Genomic DNA, 21,580 nt, shown 5'->3' on the forward strand with positions numbered 1-21,580 from the left:
ATGCCAGCGCCGAAGGCCTTCGCGTTGCGGCCGGCGGTGTCGACGCCGGCCGTCGCGCCGGTCGTCGCGCCGGTGAAGGAGCGGCCGGAGGCTCCCAGTCCCGTACGTCCTCAGGTGCTGGCGTCGAACGCGGTGGTGGGGGCCGTGCTGGCGGGCGGACGGAGGCCGGTGCCGCCCGGGGCGCAGGACATGGTCGGCAATAGTGCCGTAGCGGCGGCAGCCGCGAAAGCGGACAGGACGGAAGCCGGCCCAGCGGCACCGGCTTCCGGTGAGAAGCAGGACGTCAAGGCCCGGCCAGGGCCGAACGCGGATCCGAAGTTCACTGCGTTGAAGAAGGACGTGGGGCGCAAGAAACGGACGCTGGCGACCTCGCATCCCCCACCGCGGACGGAAGCGGTCGCGGCGCAGGACGCGGCCCTGCCGCCCAAGGACGATGAAGAGGCTCAGGGCAAGACCGCCAACGCGGAGAAGATGAACGAGGCCAAACCCAAGGAGTTCGACAAGGACGCGTTCATCAAGGCGGTCGAGAAAGCGATCGCCGACAAGGCCCCGAAGAACCTTGATGAGGCGGACAAGTTCGCCGACTCCGGCAAAGCCGAAGAAGTCCAGGCAGAAGTGCAAGGGCAGGTCGGCCAGGGCAAAGCTGACTCGGCCGAACAGATCGCCACCACCACCGCCGCGCCTCCGGACACATCAGCTGCGGTGCCCAAGAAAGTCGTACCGCTCACCGGCGACCGGCCACCAGGCACGCCTGGGGCCCCGGATCCGGCCGGCGCGGTGCCCGACAGGCTGCCGCCTGCGGCCACCGACCTGTCCGCAGGACCTGCCCAGGTCGAGCGCCAGATGTCGGACGCGCAGGTCACCGAACCACAGTTGAAGAAGTCCAACGAACCGGCTTTCACCACAGCACTGGGCGAGAAGAAGACCGCTGAACGCCACTCCGCCACCGCACCCGGCCAGATGCGTAAACACGAGACGACCGAGCTGCGTACCGCCACCGCCCAGGCCAAGCGGCTGGGTACGGCCGCGATGGGTGCGATGGGCGCTCAGCGGGTGCGGACCGGGCAGCAGGTCGGCGCGGGCAAAACCGGCGCCAAGAGCCGCGATGAGGAGAAACGGGCGCAGGTCACCACACTCCTGCAGGGCGTCTTCGACACCATGAAACAGGATGTCGAGGCCATCCTGGACGGGCTGGACAAGCTGGTCGAGGATCAGTTCACCCGGGGCGAGAAACTGGCGCGGGACGCGTTCACCGCCGAGCACCAGCGCAAAATGGAGGAATACAAAGACCGCCGCTACTCCGGTGCGGTCGGCAAGTTGCGGTGGGCGAAGGACTTGTTCGCCGGGCTGCCCGCCGAGGCCGACACCATCTTCACCCAGGCCCGCGACAACTACATCCGCCGGATGCGGCAGGTCATCTCCGACGTCGCCACCACCATCGGCACCGAACTCAACCGGGCCAAGCGCCGTATCGCCCAGGGCCGCACCGAACTCCACACCGCCGTTGACAAACTCCCCGCCGAACTGCGCACCATCGGCCGCGAGGCAGCGGCCGAGTTCAGTGACAAGTTCGATGAACTCACCCAGTCCGTCGATGACAAGGGCACCGCTCTGGTCGACACGCTGGCCACCAAATACACCGACGCCCTCAAATCCGTCGACGACGAAATCGCCGCGGAGAAGGAGAAGAACAAGGGCCTGGTGGCCAAGGCCGTCGACGCGGTCAAGGCCGTCATCAACACCATCCTCGAACTCAAACGCCTCCTGCTTGCCGTGCTGGCCAAAGCCGGGCAGGCAGTACTCCTGATCCTGAAGGATCCGATCGGGTTCCTCCGCAACCTCGTCACGGCCGTGGGGGCGGGTCTGCGGCAGTTCCTGCGCAACATCGGCCGGCACCTGCAACAGGGCATCATGTCCTGGCTCCTGGGCCGCACCACCGAGGCAGGACTGCAACTCCCCGCGAAATTCGACACCCAGGGCATCGTGTCCATGCTCGCCTCCCTGCTCGGCGTGACCTGGAACAACATCCGCACCCGCCTCACCCGCAAAGTACCGGCACAGGCGGTGGCGGCGGCCGAGACGGCGGTGCCGCTGGTCGCCCAGGTCCGCAAACAGGGCGTCGCCGGTATGTGGGAGGACCTCAAGACCCGCGTCGGCGATCTGCGCAGGGAACTGATCGACAAGGTCATCGCCTATGTGACCCCCACCATCATCCAAGCCGGGATCATGTGGGTCCTCTCGCTGCTCAACCCTGCCTCCGCGTTCGTCCGCGCGGTCAAGCTGATCATCGACATCGTCACGTTCATCGTGACCCAGGCCCGCCAGATCTTCGAATTCGTCAACGCCGTCCTCGACGCGATTATCGCCATCGCCCGAGGCGGCAGCGGCGGCGCACCCGCCCTCATCGAACGCGCCCTCGCCCGCTCCATCCCCGTACTGCTGGGCTTCCTCGCCGCCCTCCTGGGCATCGGCGGCATCGCCGCCAAAGTCAAACAAATCGTCCAGGCCCTCACCAAACCCGTCAACCGCGCCATCGACTGGGTCATCGACAAAATCGTCGGCCTCGTCAAAAAACTCTGGGCCAAAATCAAGCCCAAGCCCAAGCCCAAGCCGAAGAAGAAGCCGAAGACCGGGGCAACCCCCAAACCCAAGCGCCGCCAGACCACCCGCAAACCCAAAAAACCACGACAGCCCCGGCCGCCGACAAAACGCGAGCCACGCAAGGACCGCCGCCAGGAGCAGGACTTCGACCGCATCCTGAGCGCCGCCCTGCGCGACACCCACGCCCTCGTCAAGACCGGCCTGCCCGTCGAGGAGATCGAGACCCGGCTGCCGGGAATCCGCCGCCGCCACCGCCTGACGGGTCTGACCGTCGTCGTCGACCGCGTCCAAGGCATCACCCGCGTCGTCCACTTTGTGGCGTCCGTCAACCCCACGAAGAAGAGCCCGGAAGAAAACACTCAGCTCACCGCGAAGAGGGCCAGAGCGGACTACGGCATTCTGCTGAAGAACCAGGAGGTGTTCCAGCACTTTGCCGACCATCGCAAAGTGATTATCGAGGTCCGGCCGACCAACCCGGACTCGGTTCGGCACCTCGAACGCGGTGCCCTGTACAAGCCGGTGAACATCAAGGCCAAGACCGTCAACCGCGCTGATGTCTGGCTTGGCGTGCCGCCGGAGAAGAAGGGTCTGGTCGGCTTCTTCGTTGACCCGCCGCCGGCGCCCAGGCTGCGTGGTCTGAACAAGAAGAACCAGGCTGCGGCTCTCGATCGGCGCGAATTCCGGGCCAAAGAGCGGGAAGATTACGGAGCAAAGATGCGCAGGCTCAGCAAGAAGCCGGAGGGTCCCGGCCGCTTTGTGGTGATCAATTACATTGTTCACGGATATGACACGGCCGGCGGGCCGCTCAAACCAATCGCCGGCGATCACGATCTGTACGACATCCGCGACCAGGACGGCTCCGAATTGTCGCAGCGCGCATTCAATCAGATCCTCAAAGACATGAAGGAAGGAGAGTTCGGCGTGATGCACGGGGCAGTCGTGCGTTGGAATCCAAAGAATCCCAAGGAGCGGGAGATGCGCGACAAGCTGGTGGCTCAGCACAAGCGCGGTGGTTCGGAGGGTCTGGTCCGGTTCGCGCCCGGCCAGCCCATGCGGTTCGTCTACGCTGAGACGGAGCTGAAGATTGACCCGAAACCGTGGAATCCACCGGCAGGAGAGGCCGGCTGACGCCGCATGTCCAACGACCGCACCGACGACTACACCACCGAGAGAGCCCGGCTGATGGCCGAAGGCAACCGGCTGCGGGAGCAAGCACGCGAAAGTTACCGGGCCGGCCGGATGGATGAAGCGCTTCGGCTCCGGGCCCGGATCGCCGAGATCTCCCGGTGGTACGAGGATTCGCAGCCCGAGATCACCGTCGCCCGGTGTCCGCACAGCGGTGTGCCGGTGCGCTGGCCGATCGACACCGTCGGCCTGGACTCATGGTTCTGGGAGTACCTGAACCCCGCCCGCCGTCCGCCGGATGTGCTCCCGCCCACCTGGCTCGCCATGACGGGCGCGATGCGGCTGTCGGATCCGGTGGAGCACCCGCCGTTCGCCGTCGTTCCCGGCCCCGAGGTGCCGTTCGTGGTGCCACGGATCCTCAACAGCCCCGGCGTCCGGGCGGTGCTCGGCGAGGTACCGGTCGGCAGGCACACCGGCTGGGCGATCAGCTACTTCGGGCCGCCGCCCGAGAACGTCGAGCTGGTCAATCTCTGGGGCAGCAACACCTATCCGGTCTATGAGGACGGAGCCGAGAACGGCTGGGACTGGGATGTCCCCCGGGTCTCGCAGTACGACTTCGAACTGACCGACTGGCTGCGCTCGGGCGCGCTGTTGTGGATCGCGCCGGGCGACGAGTCGGCGACGCTGCGGGAAGGGCCGGACGGCTGCCCGTACGTGGATCTGCCCGGCCGACGGACGATTACGGTCATCGCGAACGGCGTGGTCACGCACGTGGCGGAGTTCGCCGGGCACGGTGCGGGGTGAGCGGGGTGAGCGGGGTACGCGGGGTGAGCGGGGTGAGCGGGGTGAGCGGGGTGCGAAACCCACGCACGAAGCGACCGCGGCCGGGCGGCTGAAGAGCCGCCCGGCCGCCTGTGGCGTGATGACCGTGCCGGTCACGCACCTTCCAAGGGAGCGAAGGTGAATGAGAACTCCGTCGGCCCGGCGTGGAGTTGGTGCTGAGGCAGCACACCCGGACCGCACGACTGCGAGCCGATTCCCTGCTGGCCGTGGTCCAGGTTCACCCACACCGTGTCGCCGGGCACCAGATCCGTCAGGTGGTCCGCGGCCGGGGGGACACGCTCTCGTAGTAGGCCTCGTACATCGTTCTCCTCGGTCAGTCCTTGACAACGGTCTGTGAGAGTCAATTGGCCTCGTCTCCACCCGTAGTCCTGATTCTCGCCCAGCGCGGTCTGGCAGAGCTCCACCTGGGGTGGCCGACCCCAGGTCGCTACGTGGCACGGCGCCCATCCGTGTGTCATTTCCGGACGTTCTCCCTGGCGGCGCCCAGGGCGGCCGAAAGCCTTCGAGTCCCCAGCCAAATGGCGGTCGGAACCATCGCGAGCTGCACCGGCGCGTCGCGGATCGCCACTCGGCCCGTATGCCGCCAGTCAAGGCCCTCGTGTCACTCACCCCCCGCGCGCCTGTACTGGTACGACGTCATGCCGACCGCGCACCGGCACGTGGCCGGATCAGGCGGCGCCTCCTCACTGCTGAGCAACTGGCGGGTATGTCTCTCACCACAGCACGAGCACGAGCACGCCACGCGATCACATGGGATGGCACACCGCCATGGCGGCCAGACGACTCCCCAATGACCAACTAGCCGCGCTCCTCACAGAAGCCGACTGGAGCGCCGGCGAACTGGCGCGAGCGGTCAACGCCCTGGGTTCCAAGAACGGCCTGCGACTGCGCTACGACCGCACCGCCGTGGCCCACTGGCTGGACGGTTCACGTCCTCGCCGTCCCGTACCCGATCTTGTGGCCCAGGCACTCAGCATCCGAATCGGACGCACCGTCACCGCCGCGGAAACCGGCCTGGTCCGGAATCACCGCGCCGACCCCCTGCACCGTGTCCCGCCGGCCGTCTCCGACCCGGTGCAGCGGCTGCTCGCCCTGTGCCAGGCCGACACCGAACCGGCCCGCCGCGCGGTGATCAACCGGACGGTGTTCATCACCATGACACCGCAGGCAGTGGTGTGGGACGACACCGAGCCGCCACGGCCAGGAGCCGGCTTGCCCGGCGCGACGGCCCGGCGTGTGGCCGCCATGGCCGAGGTCTTCGCCGACCTGACCGAGAGATACGGCGGAGGACATGCGAGAACCTGCCTGGTGCACTACATCACCGACGAGGTCGGTCCTTTGCTGCAGGGGACCGTACGCACCTCCCCGGACACCATCGAAGGAGCCGGACTCGGAGCGGTCGCCCACCTGGCCCACCGACTGGGGCGCATGACGGTCGACGCGCACCTGCCCAACCTGGCCTACCAGTACCACCGCGTTGCGCTGGACCTCGCCCGACAGGCCCACGACCGGACCACCTGGGCGGTCACTCTTGGGGCCTTGAGTTCGCTGGCACACCAACTCGACCATGTGGCGCACGCGACGCAATGGGCTCAGGCTGCCCTGGATGCCTCCGGCCCCGACACTCCTCCGCACGTGCGAGCCTTCCTGCACGCCACCCGGGCCGTCGCCCTCGCCCGCGGCAATCAACGAAGCCGGGCCATGGCGGACCTCGCCGCCGCCGAACCAGCACAGGCCATGGACAGCATCCCGGAGGCCTCCTCCGCTTCCCTCGAGCTGGTATCCGCTCTGCACCACCATCGTGCCGAAACCCTGCTCATCCTCGGCGACCAGCACGGCGCCGTCGACGCTTTGACGTCCTGCCTGCACAGCCGCACGCCCGAACACCACAGAGCCATCGCCATCACCCATGCGAAACTCGCCGAGGTGCTGCTCGCCACCGGAGCCGTCGACGCGGCCATCAGTCACTGCCGAGAGTGCGTCGACCACTACGCCCACCTCAACTCCAGCCGGGCCAGGCAAGCTCTCCAAGTTCTGTACCAATCGCTGAGCCCATACCGACGCCATCGACACGTGAGAGAGGTACGGCAACTCATACGCCAACTCGTACGTGATGAGGGCAAACCCAGCCCCCGCCGAGCGCCCTAGCGGCCCAGCGCCGCCCCGCCGTTGATGTGGAGGATTTGGGCCGTGAGATACGTCGCCTCGGGCGAGGCGACGTACCGGACCATCGCCGCGATCTCCGCAGGGCGGCCCGCCTGGCCCGTCAAGCTCTGCTTCACCCGCGAGGCGACGAACTCCTCCGTGGCGCGGTCGCCGAAGAACTCCGTGTCGGCGACGAACCCGGGCGCCACGGCGTTGACCGTGATCCCCTCCGCGCCGAGCCGCTGCGCCAGCTCGAAGGTGTACGTGTTGACCGCGGCCTTGGCCCCGCCGTAGGAACCGGGGCCACGCAGCGCTGCGATCGAGGACAGATGGATGATCCTGCCGCCCGGGCGGCGGACCCGGGGGAGCAGCGCCTCCGTCAGGAGGACCGAAGTCAGCACGTTCGCCGCGAAGTTACGGCGGTAGCCGTCGGCGATGGATTCGAGTGAGCCGTCGTGCGAGGACGCGACATTGCCGCCCGCGTTGGTCACCAGTACGTCCACGGTGTCGGTGCGGTCGGTGATGAACCGCGCCGCGCCGCGCACCTGTTCGGGCTCGGACAGATCCGCCGCGCACCAGGTCACCGTGGCTTCCCCATGGGCGGCGTTGAGCTTCTCGGCCGCCGCGCGCAGAACCTCTTCGCGGCGGCCGAGAATGATGACCTTGTCGCCGTCCGCGGCGAACGACTCGGCCACGGCGAGCCCGATGCCCGTACCGCCGCCCGACACCACGATCTGCCTGGGAGCCATACCCACCACCCGTTCTTGTATGTGACCGATGGTCCTGTCCATGCACCGAAAGCTACGGTTGGGCCTCAGTTGGTGTCAAGGCTGGACAACGCGCCGACTACAGCATAGGGGCCCGTCCGTAGACGGGCCCCTTGAAGCGCGCTGAAACGTGCTGACCAGCGCTGACCTGCGCTGACCCGCGTCGCGTCAGACGATCTGATCCGCGATCTCCGCCTGCTCACGGGCGTTTCCGTACGACGACGGCGTGGAGTACGAGCGGCGTGCCACAAACCACCACACCGTGGCCAGCGTCAGCACCGTGACCAGCGCGACCGAGGCGTAGTTCATCGTGTCGACCGTCACCGGGCTCGTCTGCGGCAGACAGAACAGCACGGTCAGGAAGGCCACCCACACCACAGCCACCCAGCCGATCGGCTTGCTCCAGCGGCCCAGACTCCACGGGCCGGGCACGAAGCGGTCCCCGGCGCGCAGCTTCAGATAGATCGGGATCGCGTACGCGGGGGTGATGCCGATGACGTTGATCGCGACCACCGCGTTGTAGGCGGTCATCGAGTACAGGGACGGCAGCGCCAGCAGGCAGGCGAAGATCACCGACAGCCACACCGCGTTGACGGGGGTCTGGGTGGAGCGGCTGACCTTCCGCCACAGCGCCGAGCCGGGCAGCGCGTTGTCCCGGCTGAACGCGAACACCATACGGCTGGCCGCGGCCACCTCCGCGTTGCCGCAGAACAGCTGCGCCACGATCACGACGAGCAGCAGCGCCTTCGCGCCGCCCTCGCCGAGCGCGTCGAGCAGGATCTGCGCGGGCGGCACGCCGGTCGTGCTGCCCACGGTGCCGGCGTAATCCTGGATGGCGAAGGTCAGACCGGCCAGCAGGGCGAAACCGGCGATCCAGGAGACCCAGATGGAGCGCACGATTCCGCGAGCGGCGGAGACAGAGGCGTTGGAGGTCTCCTCCGACAGGTGCGCGGAGGCGTCGTACCCGGAGAAGGTGTACTGCGCGAGCAGCAGGCCGATCGCGGCCACATAGATGGGACTGTCCCAGCCGGTGTTGTTGACGAACTCACCGAAGACGAACTCGGGGGACTGGTGGTTGTCGGGCACGATGACCAGCGCGCCGACGATCACGGCGACGCCGCCCAGGTGCCACCACACGCTGACCGAGTTGAGCACGGAGACCAGCCGTACCCCGAAGAGGTTCAGGGTGGCGTGCACCAGCAGAATGCACATGAAGATGATCATGGTGGAGCCGGGTGTGGGATCGAAACCCCACTGCAGATTCAGGAAAGCGCCGGTGAACAGGGCGCAGCCGTAGTCGATACCGGCGATGGCCCCGAGCAGGCCGAGAAGATTCAGCCAGCCGGTGTACCAGCCCCACTTACGGCCGCCGAGCTGGTGCGCCATGTAGTAGAGCGCGCCCGATGTGGGGTACGCGCTCGTCACCTCTGCCAGCGCCATGCCGATGCAGAGGACGAACAGGCCGACGCCCAGCCAGCCCCACAGCATCACCGCGGGGCCGCCGGTGTTCAGCCCGAAGCCGTACAGGGTCATGCATCCGGACAGGATGGAGATGACAGAGAAGCTGATGGCGAAGTTGCCGAAGCTTCCCATGCGGCGCGCCAGAACGGGCTGATAGCCCAGTTCCCGTAGCCGTTCCTCCTCGTCCTTGGGTGGAGCCTTTTCCGAACTCGACCATTTCGGCGGGGATATGGACATCAAAGAACCTCCGGGGGGAAAGGGTGATGCACTGAGGGGACAGGGACGTACGAGCGGGAGAAGCGCGGGTGCGCGCAGGTGCTCAGGACAGGGAAGTACGGGCGTACCGGAGTCAGGGACCGGCACCCTGCGCGGCGGCCAGGCAGCGCCCACGCGCGCGGAGGAACACATCTTCCGCCGACCCCGCGTCACTGGGGCCGACTGTGCGGTACGCCCACGGCAAGGTGGTGAAGTACGGGCCGAGCGCCTCGAACACGGGCGCGGCCTCGGGGAACTGGAGCGAACCCCACAGGGCGTGCGCCAGGTAGTTGAGATCCAGCAGCGAACCACCGGCCGGGTCGGGCACCCGGTCGAACCAGAAGCGCAGAGCGCGCCCGGCGTCCCGGGCCGCGTCGTCGGTCACCCAGTGGAGGTCCAGCGCCTTCTCGTTCCCGCGCTCCCGGCGGTAGCGCTCCACCCGCACATGCAGGGGAAGCGCCAGGAGCGGCGAACCGGGGGGCGCCGAGGACGCCGCCCACTGTACGAAGTTGACCGCCTCCGAGACCTGCCCGCCGGGCCTGCGCGCGTAGACGAACTGCAGCATCCGGTGGTACGCCTCGCGGTTGTACGGATCGCGTTTGTCGGCCTCCGCCAGCAGACCCCACGGGCCGGGGAACAGCATCGGGCCGGGCGGCGGCAACCGGTGCTCGTCCATCCGCTGCTTCTCGTCGAGCTGGGCCAGCGCCAGCAGGCACACCCACGGCACCGGATCGTCCGGAGCCTGGTGCGCGGCGATACGGCACGCCTCCCAGGCTTCGTGCCAGAGCTCCTCGGTGCGCCGGTGCCTCTCGCGGTGGGCGCGCAGCGCCCGCTCCACCAGGACCCGGCAGTACATCACGATCGCGGCGAGGGAGCGCGGCTCCTCGGTACGCCAGGCCTGCACCGCGTCGGAACCGGCGGCCACCGCCGCGAGCACCTGGGTCCGCTGGGTCCACAGCGTCAAGTCGGTGGTGGCGGCCAGCAGGTTCCGCATCGACACCCAGCGGCCGGTGCGCAGGTCCTGCATGGCGGTGCGCAGTTCGTTGTCGTGACCCGCGGGGTGGTACAGCGGGCGGAAGTCGTCGTGGGACATCAGCCCGCCGCCGCTCCCGTCCCCGGTCTGCTGCGGCGCTTACGCCGCATCGTGATTTTCATGGGTCCTCTTGGGACGGTGGGGGTAGGTCGGCACCGTTGGTTTGGCGCCGTACGCATGGTCGAATTTTGCTGATCTTACCCAACCACAGAGTGACGGCAAGGAAGTGATGAGATGTCAGTTACGAATAGGGCGAGGAGGCGCGCCGGGGAAGACCCTTGATGGCGGCGTGTACCCTGCTCCACGCATCCGTGAGCGATCTTCCTGGACCTTTCTGCCAGATCTTCCTGAACCTTCCTATCCGAACTGCGGGGTGGCCCGATGACAGGCCCTGTGCTCGCCGTCGACCAGGGCACCTCCGGTACGAAGGCGCTCGTCGTCTGCCCCGAGCGGGGCGTGATCGGCACCGGCTCCGCGCCGGTGCACCCCCGCTACGGCCCAGGAGGCCGGGTGGAGGTCGACCCGGCCGTACTGCTCTCCTCGGTCATCGACGCCGGACGCCAGGCCCTGGCCGAGGCCGGAGAGCCGGTCGCCGCCGTGGGCCTCGCCAACCAGGGCGAGACGGTCCTCGCCTGGGATCCCGCGACGGGCCGGCCGCTGACCGACGCGATCGTCTGGCAGGACCGCCGGACCGAAGCGCTCTGCGCGGAACTCGCCCCGCACGCCGAGGACCTGAGGCAGCTGACCGGGCTGCCCCTCGACCCGTACTTCGCCGCGCCCAAAATGGCGTGGATACGCCGCGAGCTCACCCGGGACGGGGTCGTCACCACCAGCGACGCCTGGCTGATCCACCGGCTGACCGGTGCGTTCGTCACGGACGCGGCGACCGCGGGGCGCACCCAGCTGCTCGACCTCGACCGGGTGGCGTGGTCGCCGCGGGCGCTCGACATCTTCGGCCTGGCCGACGAGCAGCTGCCGGAGGTCGTGGCCGCCGACGCCCCGGTCGGCATCACCACCGCATTCGGTCACTCGGGAAGTCCGGGAGGCTCCGGAGGCCCCGGGATTCCGCTCACCGGGCTGCTGGTCGACCAGCAGGCCGCCCTGTTCGCCCAGAGCGTCACCGAACCCGGCGCCGCCAAGTGCACGTACGGCACCGGCGCGTTCCTCCTCGCCCAGACCGGCCCCCGGCCGCGCCGTACCAAGAGTGGCCTGGTCAGCTGTGTCGCCTGGCGGCTCGGCGGCCACACCAGCTACTGCCTCGACGGACAGGTCTACACGGCCGCCTCCGCGGTCCGCTGGCTCACCGACCTCGGAGTGATCTCCGGCGCCGCCGACCTGGACCCGGTCGGCTCCGCCGTCCCCGACAGCGGCGGCGTCACCTTCGTACCGGCCCTCGCCGGACTCGCCGCCCCCTGGTGGCGCGGCGATCTGCGCGGCTCGCTGACCGGCCTCGGCCTGGACACCGGCCCCGGACAGCTGGTGCGCGCCCTGTGCGAAGGCATCGCCGCTCAGGTGGTCGCGCTCACCGACGCGGTGGCCGCCGACCTCGGCGCGCCGCTCACCACCCTGCGGGTCGACGGCGGTCTTACCCGCTCGGCGCTGCTGATGCAGACCCAGGCCGATCTGCTCCAACTGCCCGTCGAGGTATCGGCGCTGCCCGACGCGACCGCGCTGGGCGTGGCCGCCGTGGCACGGCTCGGCATCGACCCGGGGCTGACGGCGGAGCAGGTACTGCCGCCCTGGAAACCGGCCGCCGTCTACGAGCCGCGGATCAGCGCGACGGCGGCGGCCGAGCGCCTCGGGCGCTTCCGTGCCGAGGTGGCCGCGCTGCTGGACCGTACGCCCCCGGGAGCACCGTGACCGTCACGACCACCGGGACGCTGCCGGACACGCTCCACGACGTGATCGTCGTCGGCGCGGGCGTGGTCGGCTCGGCCATCGCCCGCGAACTCGCCCGCCACCGCCTGCGTACCGCCCTCGTGGACGCGTCCGACGACGTCGGCAACGGCACGTCGAAGGCGAACACGGCGATCCTGCACACCGGCTTCGACGCCGTCCCCGGCTCCCTCGAATCCCGGCTCGTACGCGACGGACAGCGCCGGCTCGCCGCGTACGCCGCCGAGACGGGCATCCCCGTCGAACCGCTCGGCGCGCTCCTCGTCGCCTGGGACCGCGAACAGCTCGCCGCGCTCCCCGGCCTCGCCGCCAAGGCCGAACGCAACGGCTACCACGACGCGCGGCTGATCGGCGCGGACGAGGTGCGCGAGCGTGAACCGCACCTCGGTCCGGGCGCGCTCGGCGCGCTCCATGTCCCGGGCGAGAGCATCATCTGCCCCTGGACGACGACACTCGCGTACGCCACCCAGGCCGTCCGCGGCGGCGTCGGCCTGCATCTGAACTGCCGGGTCGGCCGGGTCACCGGCGTGACAGGCGTGACCGGCGGCGCCCACCACGAAATCGCCACCAGTCGCGGCCCGCTGCGCGGTCGCTACCTCGTCAATGCCGCCGGTCTGTACGCCGACGAACTCGACCGGGAGCTCGGCCACACGGATTTCACCGTCACCCCGCGCCGCGGCCAGCTCATCGTCTTCGACAAGCTCGCCCGCGAACTCGTCCGCCACATCCTGCTGCCGGTGCCGACCGCGCTCGGCAAGGGAGTGCTGGTCGCGCCGACCGTGTACGGCAATGTGCTGCTCGGCCCGACCGCCGAAGACCTGGACGACAAACAAGCCACCGCGTCGACCGCCGAAGGACTCGACCTCCTCAGGCAGAAGGGGCGCCGGATCCTGCCGGAGCTGCTCGACGAGGAGATCACCGCCGTCTACGCGGGTCTGCGCGCCGCCACCGAGCACGACGACTACCGGATCCGGTCGCGCCCGGAACAGCGGTACGTCGCCGTCGGCTCCATCCGCTCCACCGGGCTGACCGCCTCGATGGCGATCGCCGCGTATGTGACCGGACTGCTGGCGGACGCGGGGCTCGACCTGGGCCCGGCGCGCGAGCTGGAGCCCGTACGGATGCCGAACCTGGGGGAGGCGTTCCCACGGCCGTACCAGCGCGCCGATCTCATCGCCGCCGATCCCGAGTACGGCACGCTCGTCTGCCACTGCGAACGGGTCTCCCGAGGCGAGATCCGCGACGCCCTGGCCGCCACGATCCCGCCGGGCTCGCTCGACGGACTCCGCCGCCGTACGCGGGCGGGCGGCGGGCGCTGCCAGGGCTTCTACTGCGGCCCGGCGGTACGCGAACTGTTCGAGGCGCGCGAAGTACCGCAGGCACGCGAGGCACGGCGATGACCCGCCTCACGCGTACGGTCGACGTCCTGATCGTCGGCGCGGGCCCGGCAGGTCTCGCGGCTGCCGCCCGGCTGGCCGCGGAGGGTACGCGCCGCCGCCGGGTCGAGGTCATCGAACGCGAGCAGCACCCGGGCGGCGTCCCGCGCCACTGCCACCACGGCGGTTTCGGCCTGCGAGACCTGGACCTGCGCCGCCCGATGAGCGGCCCGCGGTACGCCACCCACCTCGCCGCCGAAGCGCTGCGCGCCGGAGCGGACCTGCGTACCGGCGTCACCGTCACGGGCTGGGCAGGCCCGCGCACCCTGGAGACCACAGGACCGGCGGGTCTGGAGCGGATCACCGCGCGGGCCGTCGTCCTTGCCACCGGAGCCCGTGAACGCCCGCGCAGCGCCCGGCTGGTGCCCGGCACGCGGCCCGCGGGGGTGTTCACCACGGGGGAGCTCCAGCAGGCGGTCCATCTGTACGGGCAGCGGGTCGGCAGCCGCGCCGTCGTCGTCGGCGCCGAGCCCATCGCCTTCTCCGCGGTGCGTACGCTGCGGGCGGGCGGCGTCGAGGTCGCCGCCATGGTCACTGACCAGCCGTCCCACCGACTGAGCGGCCTGAGACCCCCTGTCCCGCTGCTCACCGACACCACCGTGAGCGACCTGGCGGGCCGGTCCAGGCTGACCGGGGTCGCGCTGCGGCACCGCGACGGCAGGACGACGACCATCGGCTGCGACACGATCGTGTTCACGGGCGACTGGATCCCCGACCATGAACTGGCCCGGCGCGGCTCCATTCCGCTCGACCCCGGCACCCGCGGCCCGTCGGTCGACGCCGCGTTCCGTACGGCGGAGCCCGGCGTCTTCGCCGTCGGCAACCTGCTCCACGGAGTCGAGTCGGCGTCCACGGCCGCCGAGGAGGGCCGGTGCGCCGCCGGCCGGGTGGAGCGCCACCTCGCGGGGGAAGCGTGGCCGGGCCCGGGTCTGCCGGTACGGGGCGAGGGACCGCTGCGGTGGGTGGCGCCGAACCGCGTGGCCCCGGACGGCCCCCGCCCGCTGCGCGGCCGGTTCATCCTGCGTACGTCCGAGCCGCTCGCCCTCCCCCTCCTCGTGGTCAGTCAGGACGGCAGGGTGCTGCACCGGCAGCCCTCGCCGCGTACGGCGCTGCCGGGCCGGGCGCTGCATCTGCGCGCCGACTGGACGGGCAGGACGGACCCGGGCGGCGGCCCGGTGACGATCACTGCGTACTGAGAGCTCAGCGGAATGTCGCGTCCGATTTCCGCCAGCCGCGCCGTCGGCAAGGTGCCCATACTGGCCGTATGACGAGCGAGGACACCAGGCAGGACAGCAGGTACGAGGCGGTGTGCAGCCGGGACGCCAGGTTCGACGGCGTGTTCTTCTTCGCCGTCTCCACCACCGGGATCTACTGCCGCCCGAGCTGCCCCGCGATCACCCCCAAGCGCCAGAACGTGTCGTTCTACCGGACGGCCGCGGCGGCCCAGAGCGGGGGCTTCCGGGCCTGCCGCCGCTGCCGCCCCGACGCCGTGCCGGGCTCCGCCGAGTGGAACGCCCGCGCCGATGTCGTCGGGCGCGCGATGCGGTTGATCGGCGACGGAATCGTGGACCGGGAGGGCGTCGCGGGCCTGGCCCACCGGCTGGGCTACAGCGCCCGGCAGGTGCAGCGGCAGCTCAACGCCGAACTCGGCGCGGGCCCGATCGCCCTGGCGCGGGCCCAGCGCGGCCACACCGCGCGCGTACTGCTCCAGACCACGACCATGCAGACGGCGGAGGTTGCCTTCGCGGCGGGATTCGCGAGCGTACGGCAGTTCAACGACACCATCCGCGAGATCTACGCGGCCACCCCCAGCGAACTCCGCTCCGCCCGGCCGGGGCGGGCCTCACGCTTCGGCTCCGTAGCACCCGGCGCGGCAGCGGGAGTGCCACTGCGGCTGGCGTACCGGGGTCCGTACGCCTCGACGGAAGTCTTCGACCACCTCGGCAGCCGCGCGCTCGCGGGCATCGAGGAGCTCGTCGGCGTACGCGGCTCCCGCGTCTACCGCCGCACCCTGCGGCTGCCCGGCGGCCCCGGCATCGCCGAGGTCGGCGAGCAGCCGGGCGCGGGCGGCTGGCTGGAGTGCCGGCTGCACCTCACCGATCTGCGCGACCTGACGACGGCCACGCAACGGATGCGCCGCCTCTTCGACCTGGACGCCGACCCCTGCGCCGTCGCCGAACGCCTCCGTACGGACCCGGCGCTGGCCCCGCTGGTGGCCGCCCGCCCCGGACTGCGCGCCCCGGGCAGCGCCGACCCGCACGAACTCGCGGTCCGGGCCGTACTGGGCGAGGGGCTGCCGTTGCAGGAGGGACGGCAGCTCGGCGACGCCCTGGTCGCGGCGTACGGCGAACCGCTGCCCGCACCGAGCGGCGGGCTCACCCATCTGTTCCCGCAGGCGGAGACCCTGGCGGGGCTGGAGCCGGCCACTGCGCGGCGGGCCACGCTGCGTACGCTGGCCGCCGCGCTCGCCGCGGGTGCCGTCACCCTCGACCCGGGCGCCGACCGGGACGAGACCGAGAGGCAGCTGCTCGCGCTACCCGGCATCGGCCCCTGGGCGGCGGGCTACATCCGGATGCGCGCGCTCGGCGACCCCGATGTGTACCTGGCCGAAGACGGCGCGGCCCGGGCCGACGCGGAGGGGTGGCGGCCCTGGCGTACGTACGCGATGCACCACCTCTGGGCCGGGCCCCTCAGGCGATGGACGCCGAAATGATCGCGGACACCGCGATATTGCAGGACGCCGTCACCCACACCGCCGGGTGCGGCTCCGTCTCGACCAGGGTCGCTCCCAGCCTGCCCGGCGTGACCAGGTCCACCACCAGGAAGGCCACCGCCATCATCACAAGACCCAGCAGCCCGAACGCGGCGGTCGAGGCCAGCCCCTTGCCGAAGTCGTCGTAGGTCGTCCAGATCGACGTGAAGACGACGCCGCCGATACCGAGCAGCGCCGAGCTGAGCAGCAGGGCGGCGTTGCGATTGCGGTCCTGCCAGATCTGCCGGCCGAGCTTCCCGGGCGTCAGGAGATCGACCAGGAATATGCCGAGGATCAGAAGGACCACACCGAGTGCGCCGTACGCGCTCGCGCGGCCGAGTCCATTGAGGATGTCGCTCATTGAGGGGCCAGTCTCCGTGTCTTGAAGTGTCTTGAACTGTCTTGAAGTTGATGCTGGTCAGAGGCGCGCAAAATCTACCGCACGGTTCCGGCGCGTCGATCATCGCGGCGATGAGTTCAGCGATGAGTTTGAGCGGCGAACAAGGTCTGCACCTCTGACAGGACGAGCCATGCAGCCACATAGGAGCCATTCATGACATCGATGCCCGCGATCGGCAGCATCCTGCTGGCCAGTAAGGACCCGGAGCGGCTTCGTTCCTGGTACGGGAGTGCCTTCGGCGTGACTGCGGACGCCGACGGGTTCCTGTCGCTCGGCGAGGTCGGTCTGCTGGTCGACGGCCGCGACGACGTGGCGGCCGAGGCCGCGGAACCGGCCAGGTTGATCCTCAATGTGCATGTCGACGACGCCCGGACGACCGCGGGGCAGCTGAACTCTCTCGGGGTGACCTGGCTCGCCGGGCTGGAGTACCGGGAGCAGGCCGGAGCGTGGTTCGGCACCGTACTCGACCCCGACGGCAACTACCTGCAGATCATCGAACTGACCGAGGCGTACTGGGCGGGCCGTGGGGAGCGGGCACGGCAGGCGGGCAGCGGACCGCTGGCCGACGCTGTCGTCTCCACCCGGCTGCCCGCCCAGGACCTCGACCGCGCGAGGCGCTTCTACGCCGAGAAGCTCGGCCTCCAGCCCACCGAGACGCGGCCGGGCGGCTTGCGCTACGCGTGCCGAAGCGGGAGTTTCTCGGTCTTCGAGTCCGCCGGACGGCCGTCCGGGGAGCACACCCAGATGGCGTGGCAGGTCAACGACATCGAGGCGGTGGTGGCGGAGCTGCGCAAGCGCGGCGTGGAGTTCGAGGAGGTCGACCTCCCCGGGCTGCGTACCGTCGACGGGATCGCCGAGGTCGCGGGCAACTACCCGTCCGCGGGGGGTGGCGGCGAGCGGGCCGCGTGGTTCCGCGACAGCGAAGGCAACCTGCACGGCATCGGCCAGACGATCCCCGCGACGACGAACCGCTGATCCGGCCGTGCGCCGGCCTTCGCACCCGCGCACGGGCACGGGGACGAAGGCCGGCGCGCGGAGCCCGCTCAGTGCGTCGCCGACTCCGCGGTGACGGTCGCGTGCGGGCCATCGGTCTGCGCCGGGATACCAGGCGCCGCTGCCACCGGCACCGCCACGGTTTCCGGCGCGGCCTTCCCCGCCAGCGCGGCTTTCGCGGCTGTTGTGTCGAGCAGCCCCTCCCATCGCGCGACCACGAACGTGGCGACGCAGTTGCCCAGCAGATTGGTGACGACCCGCATGGTGTCCATCAGCCGGTCGGCCGCCAGCAGCAGCGCCACCGAGCCCGCGGGCAGTACGTCCAGCGCGGCGACCGTCGCCGAGAGCGCCAGGAAGGCCGAACCCGGAATGCCCGCCATGCCCTTCGAGGTCAGCATCAGGACCAGTACGACGGTGACCTGCTGTCCGATCGACAGATCCACCCCGACCGCCTGCGCCATGAACAGCGTGGCCAGCGACAGATAGATGGACGCGCCGTCCAGGTTGAAGGAATACCCGGTCGGCAGCACCAGACCGGTCGGGGCCTCGCCGCACCCTGCCCCGCGCAGCTTCTGCATCAGCCGCGGCATGACGGATTCACTCGACGCCGTGGCCACGGCCAGCGAGAGCTCCGAGCGGATGTAGACGAGGAAGCGCCACAGGCTCAGGCCCGTGAACACCCGCAGCAGCACCCCGAGTCCGATGATGAACAGCAGCGCGGCGCCGTAACAGGCCGCGATGAGCTTGCCGTACGACGACAGGGCCGACAGCCCGTACTGGCCGATCAGGTATGCGGCGGAGCCGAAGGCGGCGAGCGGCGCCAGCTTCATCACATATCCGACGATCTTGAAGATGACGTCGCTCGCCTGACTGATCAGGTCGAGAACCAGCGGGGCCTTGTTCTGTCCCAGGTGCAGGATCGCGGCGCCGGACAGCACGGCGAGCAGCAGCACTTGGAGCAGCGAGTTCTCGGCGAAAGCGCCGACCGCGCTGGTCGGGACGATTTCGAGCAGGAAGCCGGAGACGCCGGGCAGTTCCGCGCCCGCCGTCTTCTCATCGACGGCGTCCGCGTCGAGCTGCGGGTTGCCACCGGCGAATCCGGCGCCGGGCTGGAAGACGTTGCCGACGACCAGGCCCAGCAACAGTGCGATGGTCGTCACCACCTCGAACCAGATCAGCGCCTTGACGCCGATCCGGCCGACCGACTTCAGGTCCCCGGCCTTCGCGATGCCGATGACGACGACACAGAAGACCAGCGGCGAGATCACCATCTTGATCGCGCGCAGGAAGCCGTCCGCGAGGAGCTTGAGAGTGTCCGCGCCGCCCGGCCAGATCGCGCCGACGGCTATGCCGAGAAGTATGGCGGCGACGACCTGGGCGAAGGGGGAGAGGAGGACGGCGGACGCCTTGCCGCGCGGCTGCTTCGGCGGCGCGGCGGAGCCGGAGGGTACGGCTGTGGGTGCGGCGGGCAAAGGGACTCCTTGGCTCGACTTCCGAATGTCGGAAGATTGATTCCGGATTGCTTCGAGGGAGTCTGCTGAAGTCGCATCACATAGCCGGGTCGCACGAGTAAACGTGGTGTGTCGTGGTGGGTCGTGGCCGTGTCTTGGGGGCCGCGACTCATCCCGCCGGGCGAGGTGGTTGCTGACGAGGGGCGTGACAGCGGGGGCTGATCCGGCGGCCTCGCGGCTTGGTCGGCCCGCACAACCGGCTCGGAGGAGAAGCTCGTCACCGCCGAGATCGACCTGGCCGACATCAACTTTCGTCAAGGTCTGGGTCGACTCCCGCGGCCCCTACGGGCTACCGGAGATTGCCGGTCTTGAAGGCCCTCGCGAGTGGCCTACCCGCCACCAGCGAGGACACCGCGCCGGTGCCTGCAACCGATACGGCCTGATCACGGGCGCAGACGCAGGGGCCCGAGCATGGCGTTGACCGCGGGTGCCGGGCAAGCCGTCGACCACCACGGCCGGTGTGTTGCCCTGCGTCATCGGCCGACCGGCGGTCATGATGCCTCCACCGGATCGGCCAGTTACTTCCTGCGGTGCAGGGCAATGAGTTGGTCAGGTGGTCAGCCCACCCGCCGCGAGTCGATCATTCACGCCTTGGTGAGAAGTGCCTCGAAGGTTCTGAGGCGACGGAAGGTCTCGGCATACGCCGCCTGCCTTTCCAGGGGGAATTGGAGTACCTGGATGCGTTAGTTCTCCAGGCGGACCGGCATCAGCATCGAGAACGTGTCCTCGGTGTCGGGCCTGTGGATCGCCAGGGGCGCCGTAGGGGCGCCGAACTCCAGAATCAGTTGGTCTCGGGCTCCGGCGGCGAGTGCGTGGAGCAGGAACTCGCGGTTGACGGCGACACAATGCTGGTCGTCGTCACCGTCCTCGCAGACGGTCACCGCTCCGTCGGCCGTCACTTTGAGCACGCTGAGGTCGCAGGACACATCGTCCGGCTTGCGTACCTCGCCGGCGCGGACGGGACCGGTCTCCACCGCCGCCTGGAAAGCCGGCACATCGACAAGGACGCGGCGCCCGGCCGGCAAGTGGACGAGGCGACGGTAGTCAGGGAAGTCGTGATCGAGGCACTGACCGGCCGCCTGACGGTCCCCGGTCTCCAACGTCACGCGGTCACCGTCCACGGCGAGCTGTACGGACTCCTCGCCACTCAGCAACGCCCGCATCGCGTCGGCGAGCGGGACAGGCACGATGACCTGGACACGGGGACCGCCATGCCCGGTGGTACCGGCTTGCGCGACGGCCATCCGGTACCGGTCGGTGGCTACGACATGGAGGGCCTCGCCCTCGATGTCGAACAGGACACCGCCGAGCATCGGCAGCTCCGGGTCGGTACTGGCGGCGAAACGGACCGCGTCCAGCGCGGCGGCCAGCCCGGGCGCGGAGACGGTCAGCCGGACGGCGGCGGCGGTGTGAAGCGAAGTCATCGAATTCCCTCTGTGTTCGAGTAGTGCTCGGACCGTGGAGAACTCACTGCGGGCATCGGACAACCCCAGTTCAAGACGGCGCAGATGCGCCTGAAGCAGCTTCCGCACCAGGTCGGTGTCCGCGCTGGACCAGCCGGCCAGCACCAGCCGAATGTCCGGCAACGGCATACCGGCCCGGCGCAACCGGGCCAGCAACCGGGCCTCTTCGAGCTGCTGGGGGCCGTACCAGCGGTAGCCACTCACGGGATCCACCCAGGCAGGGACCAGCACACCGGCACCGTCGTAGAACCGCAGGGCGCTCACGCTCAGTCCGCTGTCCCGGGCCATCTCACCAATGCTGCGCATCTCGCTCTCCACACCCAGAACTCTGAGCCCTCCACCAGGTCGAGGGTCAACCTCAGCCGGTCGGCTTGAAGCCTGAGCGGAGCGTAGGGCAGCGACAGCGGACACCGCCGGCTCCGTACGGCTGGGGCCCGGTGCGGGGACACCGGGTCCAACCGGGTCACCCGTACATCTGCCGTACAGATCCGTGCAACGGCCGTATCGCGCCTCTATGTACAACTGTCCGACTGGGTCAGGCCACCCTGCTCCTGCATGGCGGCCATCCGCCGCGCCATCTCCTCCGGCGCCACGTCCTCCACATGCGTGGCCACGGTCCAGGTGTGCCCGTACGGATCCACGACGGATCCGTCCCGGTCCCCGTAGAACTGATTTTCCGGCGCCCGCTTGAGCGTCGCCCCCAGCTCCACGGCCCGGGCGACGACCGCGTCCACATGTTCGACATAGACGAACAGGAAGGCCGGACTGCCGGCCAGACCGCCGACCGGCGGCGCCTCGGTCCCCTGTTTCCGGCGAGGCGTCCTCGACGATGGCAGAGGAACCGCTTCGACCACTGCGCCCTGACCAGCATGACGCGGTGAGACGCGGCAGCCCGGCGG

General features: G+C 69.8%; 15 protein-coding genes and 2 pseudogenes. 9 read left to right on the forward strand and 8 right to left on the reverse strand.

Features of this window, described 5'->3' with window-relative positions:
• Together ACIHCQ_RS34465 and ACIHCQ_RS34470 are read left to right on the forward strand one after the other, a co-directional pair.
• Entirely contained in the window at positions 1–3,729 is a 3,729-nt protein-coding gene (locus tag ACIHCQ_RS34465; protein WP_399671552.1) for an HPC2 multi-domain protein, read from the forward strand.
• A gap of 6 nt (positions 3,730–3,735) precedes the next feature.
• Complete coding sequence (locus ACIHCQ_RS34470; RefSeq protein WP_399671555.1) at positions 3,736–4,530, forward strand: hypothetical protein; 795 nt, start codon at positions 3,736–3,738, stop codon at positions 4,528–4,530.
• 131 nt (positions 4,531–4,661) lie between these two features.
• On the opposite strand, the pseudogene ACIHCQ_RS34475 reads toward ACIHCQ_RS34470, so the two are convergent.
• Positions 4,662–4,835 (reverse strand): annotated as a pseudogene (locus ACIHCQ_RS34475) (hypothetical protein); the annotation flags it as partial.
• Positions 4,836–5,337: 502 nt separating this feature from the next.
• Here ACIHCQ_RS34475 and ACIHCQ_RS34480 point away from each other — a divergent pair.
• The gene (locus ACIHCQ_RS34480; RefSeq protein WP_399671558.1) at positions 5,338–6,717 is read left to right on the forward strand and encodes a hypothetical protein; all 1,380 of its coding nucleotides are present in this window, start codon (positions 5,338–5,340) and stop codon (positions 6,715–6,717) included.
• Here the strand turns inward: ACIHCQ_RS34480 and ACIHCQ_RS34485 are convergent.
• The 3 genes from ACIHCQ_RS34485 to ACIHCQ_RS34495 all read right to left on the reverse strand — a co-directional run bounded on the left by ACIHCQ_RS34485 (position 6,714) and on the right by ACIHCQ_RS34495 (position 10,290).
• On the reverse strand, positions 6,714–7,505 hold the full coding sequence (locus ACIHCQ_RS34485; RefSeq protein WP_399671561.1) for an SDR family NAD(P)-dependent oxidoreductase: 792 nt from the start codon (positions 7,503–7,505) through the stop codon (positions 6,714–6,716). The genes ACIHCQ_RS34480 and ACIHCQ_RS34485 overlap by 4 nt on opposite strands.
• A gap of 144 nt (positions 7,506–7,649) precedes the next feature.
• The gene (locus ACIHCQ_RS34490) at positions 7,650–9,179 is read right to left on the reverse strand and encodes an amino acid permease (RefSeq protein WP_399671564.1); all 1,530 of its coding nucleotides are present in this window, start codon (positions 9,177–9,179) and stop codon (positions 7,650–7,652) included.
• A gap of 112 nt (positions 9,180–9,291) precedes the next feature.
• On the reverse strand, positions 9,292–10,290 hold the full coding sequence (locus ACIHCQ_RS34495) for a hypothetical protein (protein ID WP_399671567.1): 999 nt from the start codon (positions 10,288–10,290) through the stop codon (positions 9,292–9,294).
• Positions 10,291–10,611: 321 nt separating this feature from the next.
• Here ACIHCQ_RS34495 and ACIHCQ_RS34500 point away from each other — a divergent pair, with 321 nt between their 5' ends.
• From ACIHCQ_RS34500 to ACIHCQ_RS34515, 4 genes are all read left to right on the forward strand, one after another.
• A complete protein-coding gene (locus ACIHCQ_RS34500) occupies positions 10,612–12,090 on the forward strand; it encodes an FGGY family carbohydrate kinase (RefSeq protein WP_399671570.1) in 1,479 nt (492 codons plus the stop codon).
• Entirely contained in the window at positions 12,087–13,526 is a 1,440-nt protein-coding gene (locus ACIHCQ_RS34505; protein ID WP_399671573.1) for an FAD-dependent oxidoreductase, read from the forward strand. The genes ACIHCQ_RS34500 and ACIHCQ_RS34505 overlap by 4 nt, the downstream gene beginning before the upstream one ends.
• The gene (locus ACIHCQ_RS34510) at positions 13,523–14,758 is read left to right on the forward strand and encodes an NAD(P)/FAD-dependent oxidoreductase (protein WP_399671577.1); all 1,236 of its coding nucleotides are present in this window, start codon (positions 13,523–13,525) and stop codon (positions 14,756–14,758) included. Before ACIHCQ_RS34505 ends, ACIHCQ_RS34510 begins: the two co-directional genes overlap by 4 nt.
• Positions 14,759–14,826: 68 nt before the next feature.
• Entirely contained in the window at positions 14,827–16,275 is a 1,449-nt protein-coding gene (locus ACIHCQ_RS34515) for an AlkA N-terminal domain-containing protein (protein ID WP_399671580.1), read from the forward strand.
• On the opposite strand, the gene ACIHCQ_RS34520 is transcribed toward ACIHCQ_RS34515, so the two are convergent.
• A complete protein-coding gene (locus ACIHCQ_RS34520) occupies positions 16,253–16,675 on the reverse strand; it encodes a DUF350 domain-containing protein (RefSeq protein WP_399671583.1) in 423 nt (140 codons plus the stop codon). The two genes, ACIHCQ_RS34515 and ACIHCQ_RS34520, sit on opposite strands and share 23 nt — an antisense overlap.
• Positions 16,676–16,876: 201 nt before the next feature.
• Between ACIHCQ_RS34520 and ACIHCQ_RS34525 the strand changes: the two are divergent.
• Positions 16,877–17,194 (forward strand): annotated as a pseudogene (locus tag ACIHCQ_RS34525) (VOC family protein); the annotation flags it as partial.
• Between the two features lie 78 nt (positions 17,195–17,272).
• Complete coding sequence (locus tag ACIHCQ_RS34530; RefSeq protein ID WP_399671640.1) at positions 17,273–17,689, forward strand: VOC family protein; 417 nt, start codon at positions 17,273–17,275, stop codon at positions 17,687–17,689.
• Between the two features lie 68 nt (positions 17,690–17,757).
• Here ACIHCQ_RS34530 and ACIHCQ_RS34535 read toward each other — a convergent pair whose 3' ends face one another.
• From ACIHCQ_RS34535 to ACIHCQ_RS34545, 3 genes are all read right to left on the reverse strand, one after another.
• Positions 17,758–19,179, reverse strand: a complete 1,422-nt coding sequence (locus ACIHCQ_RS34535) for a cation:dicarboxylate symporter family transporter (RefSeq protein WP_399671586.1) — start codon at positions 19,177–19,179, stop codon at positions 17,758–17,760.
• 722 nt (positions 19,180–19,901) lie between these two features.
• A complete protein-coding gene (locus ACIHCQ_RS34540; protein ID WP_399671589.1) occupies positions 19,902–20,987 on the reverse strand; it encodes a MerR family transcriptional regulator in 1,086 nt (361 codons plus the stop codon).
• A 206-nt stretch (positions 20,988–21,193) separates the two neighbouring features.
• Positions 21,194–21,535 carry a VOC family protein gene (locus ACIHCQ_RS34545; RefSeq protein ID WP_399671591.1) on the reverse strand — a complete coding sequence of 114 codons (342 nt, stop codon included), beginning with the start codon at positions 21,533–21,535 and terminating at the stop codon, positions 21,194–21,196.
• Positions 21,536–21,580 lie beyond the last annotated feature (45 nt).

This window comes from Streptomyces sp. NPDC052236 (genome assembly GCF_044548015.1).
GTDB lineage: Bacteria > Actinomycetota > Actinomycetes > Streptomycetales > Streptomycetaceae > Streptomyces.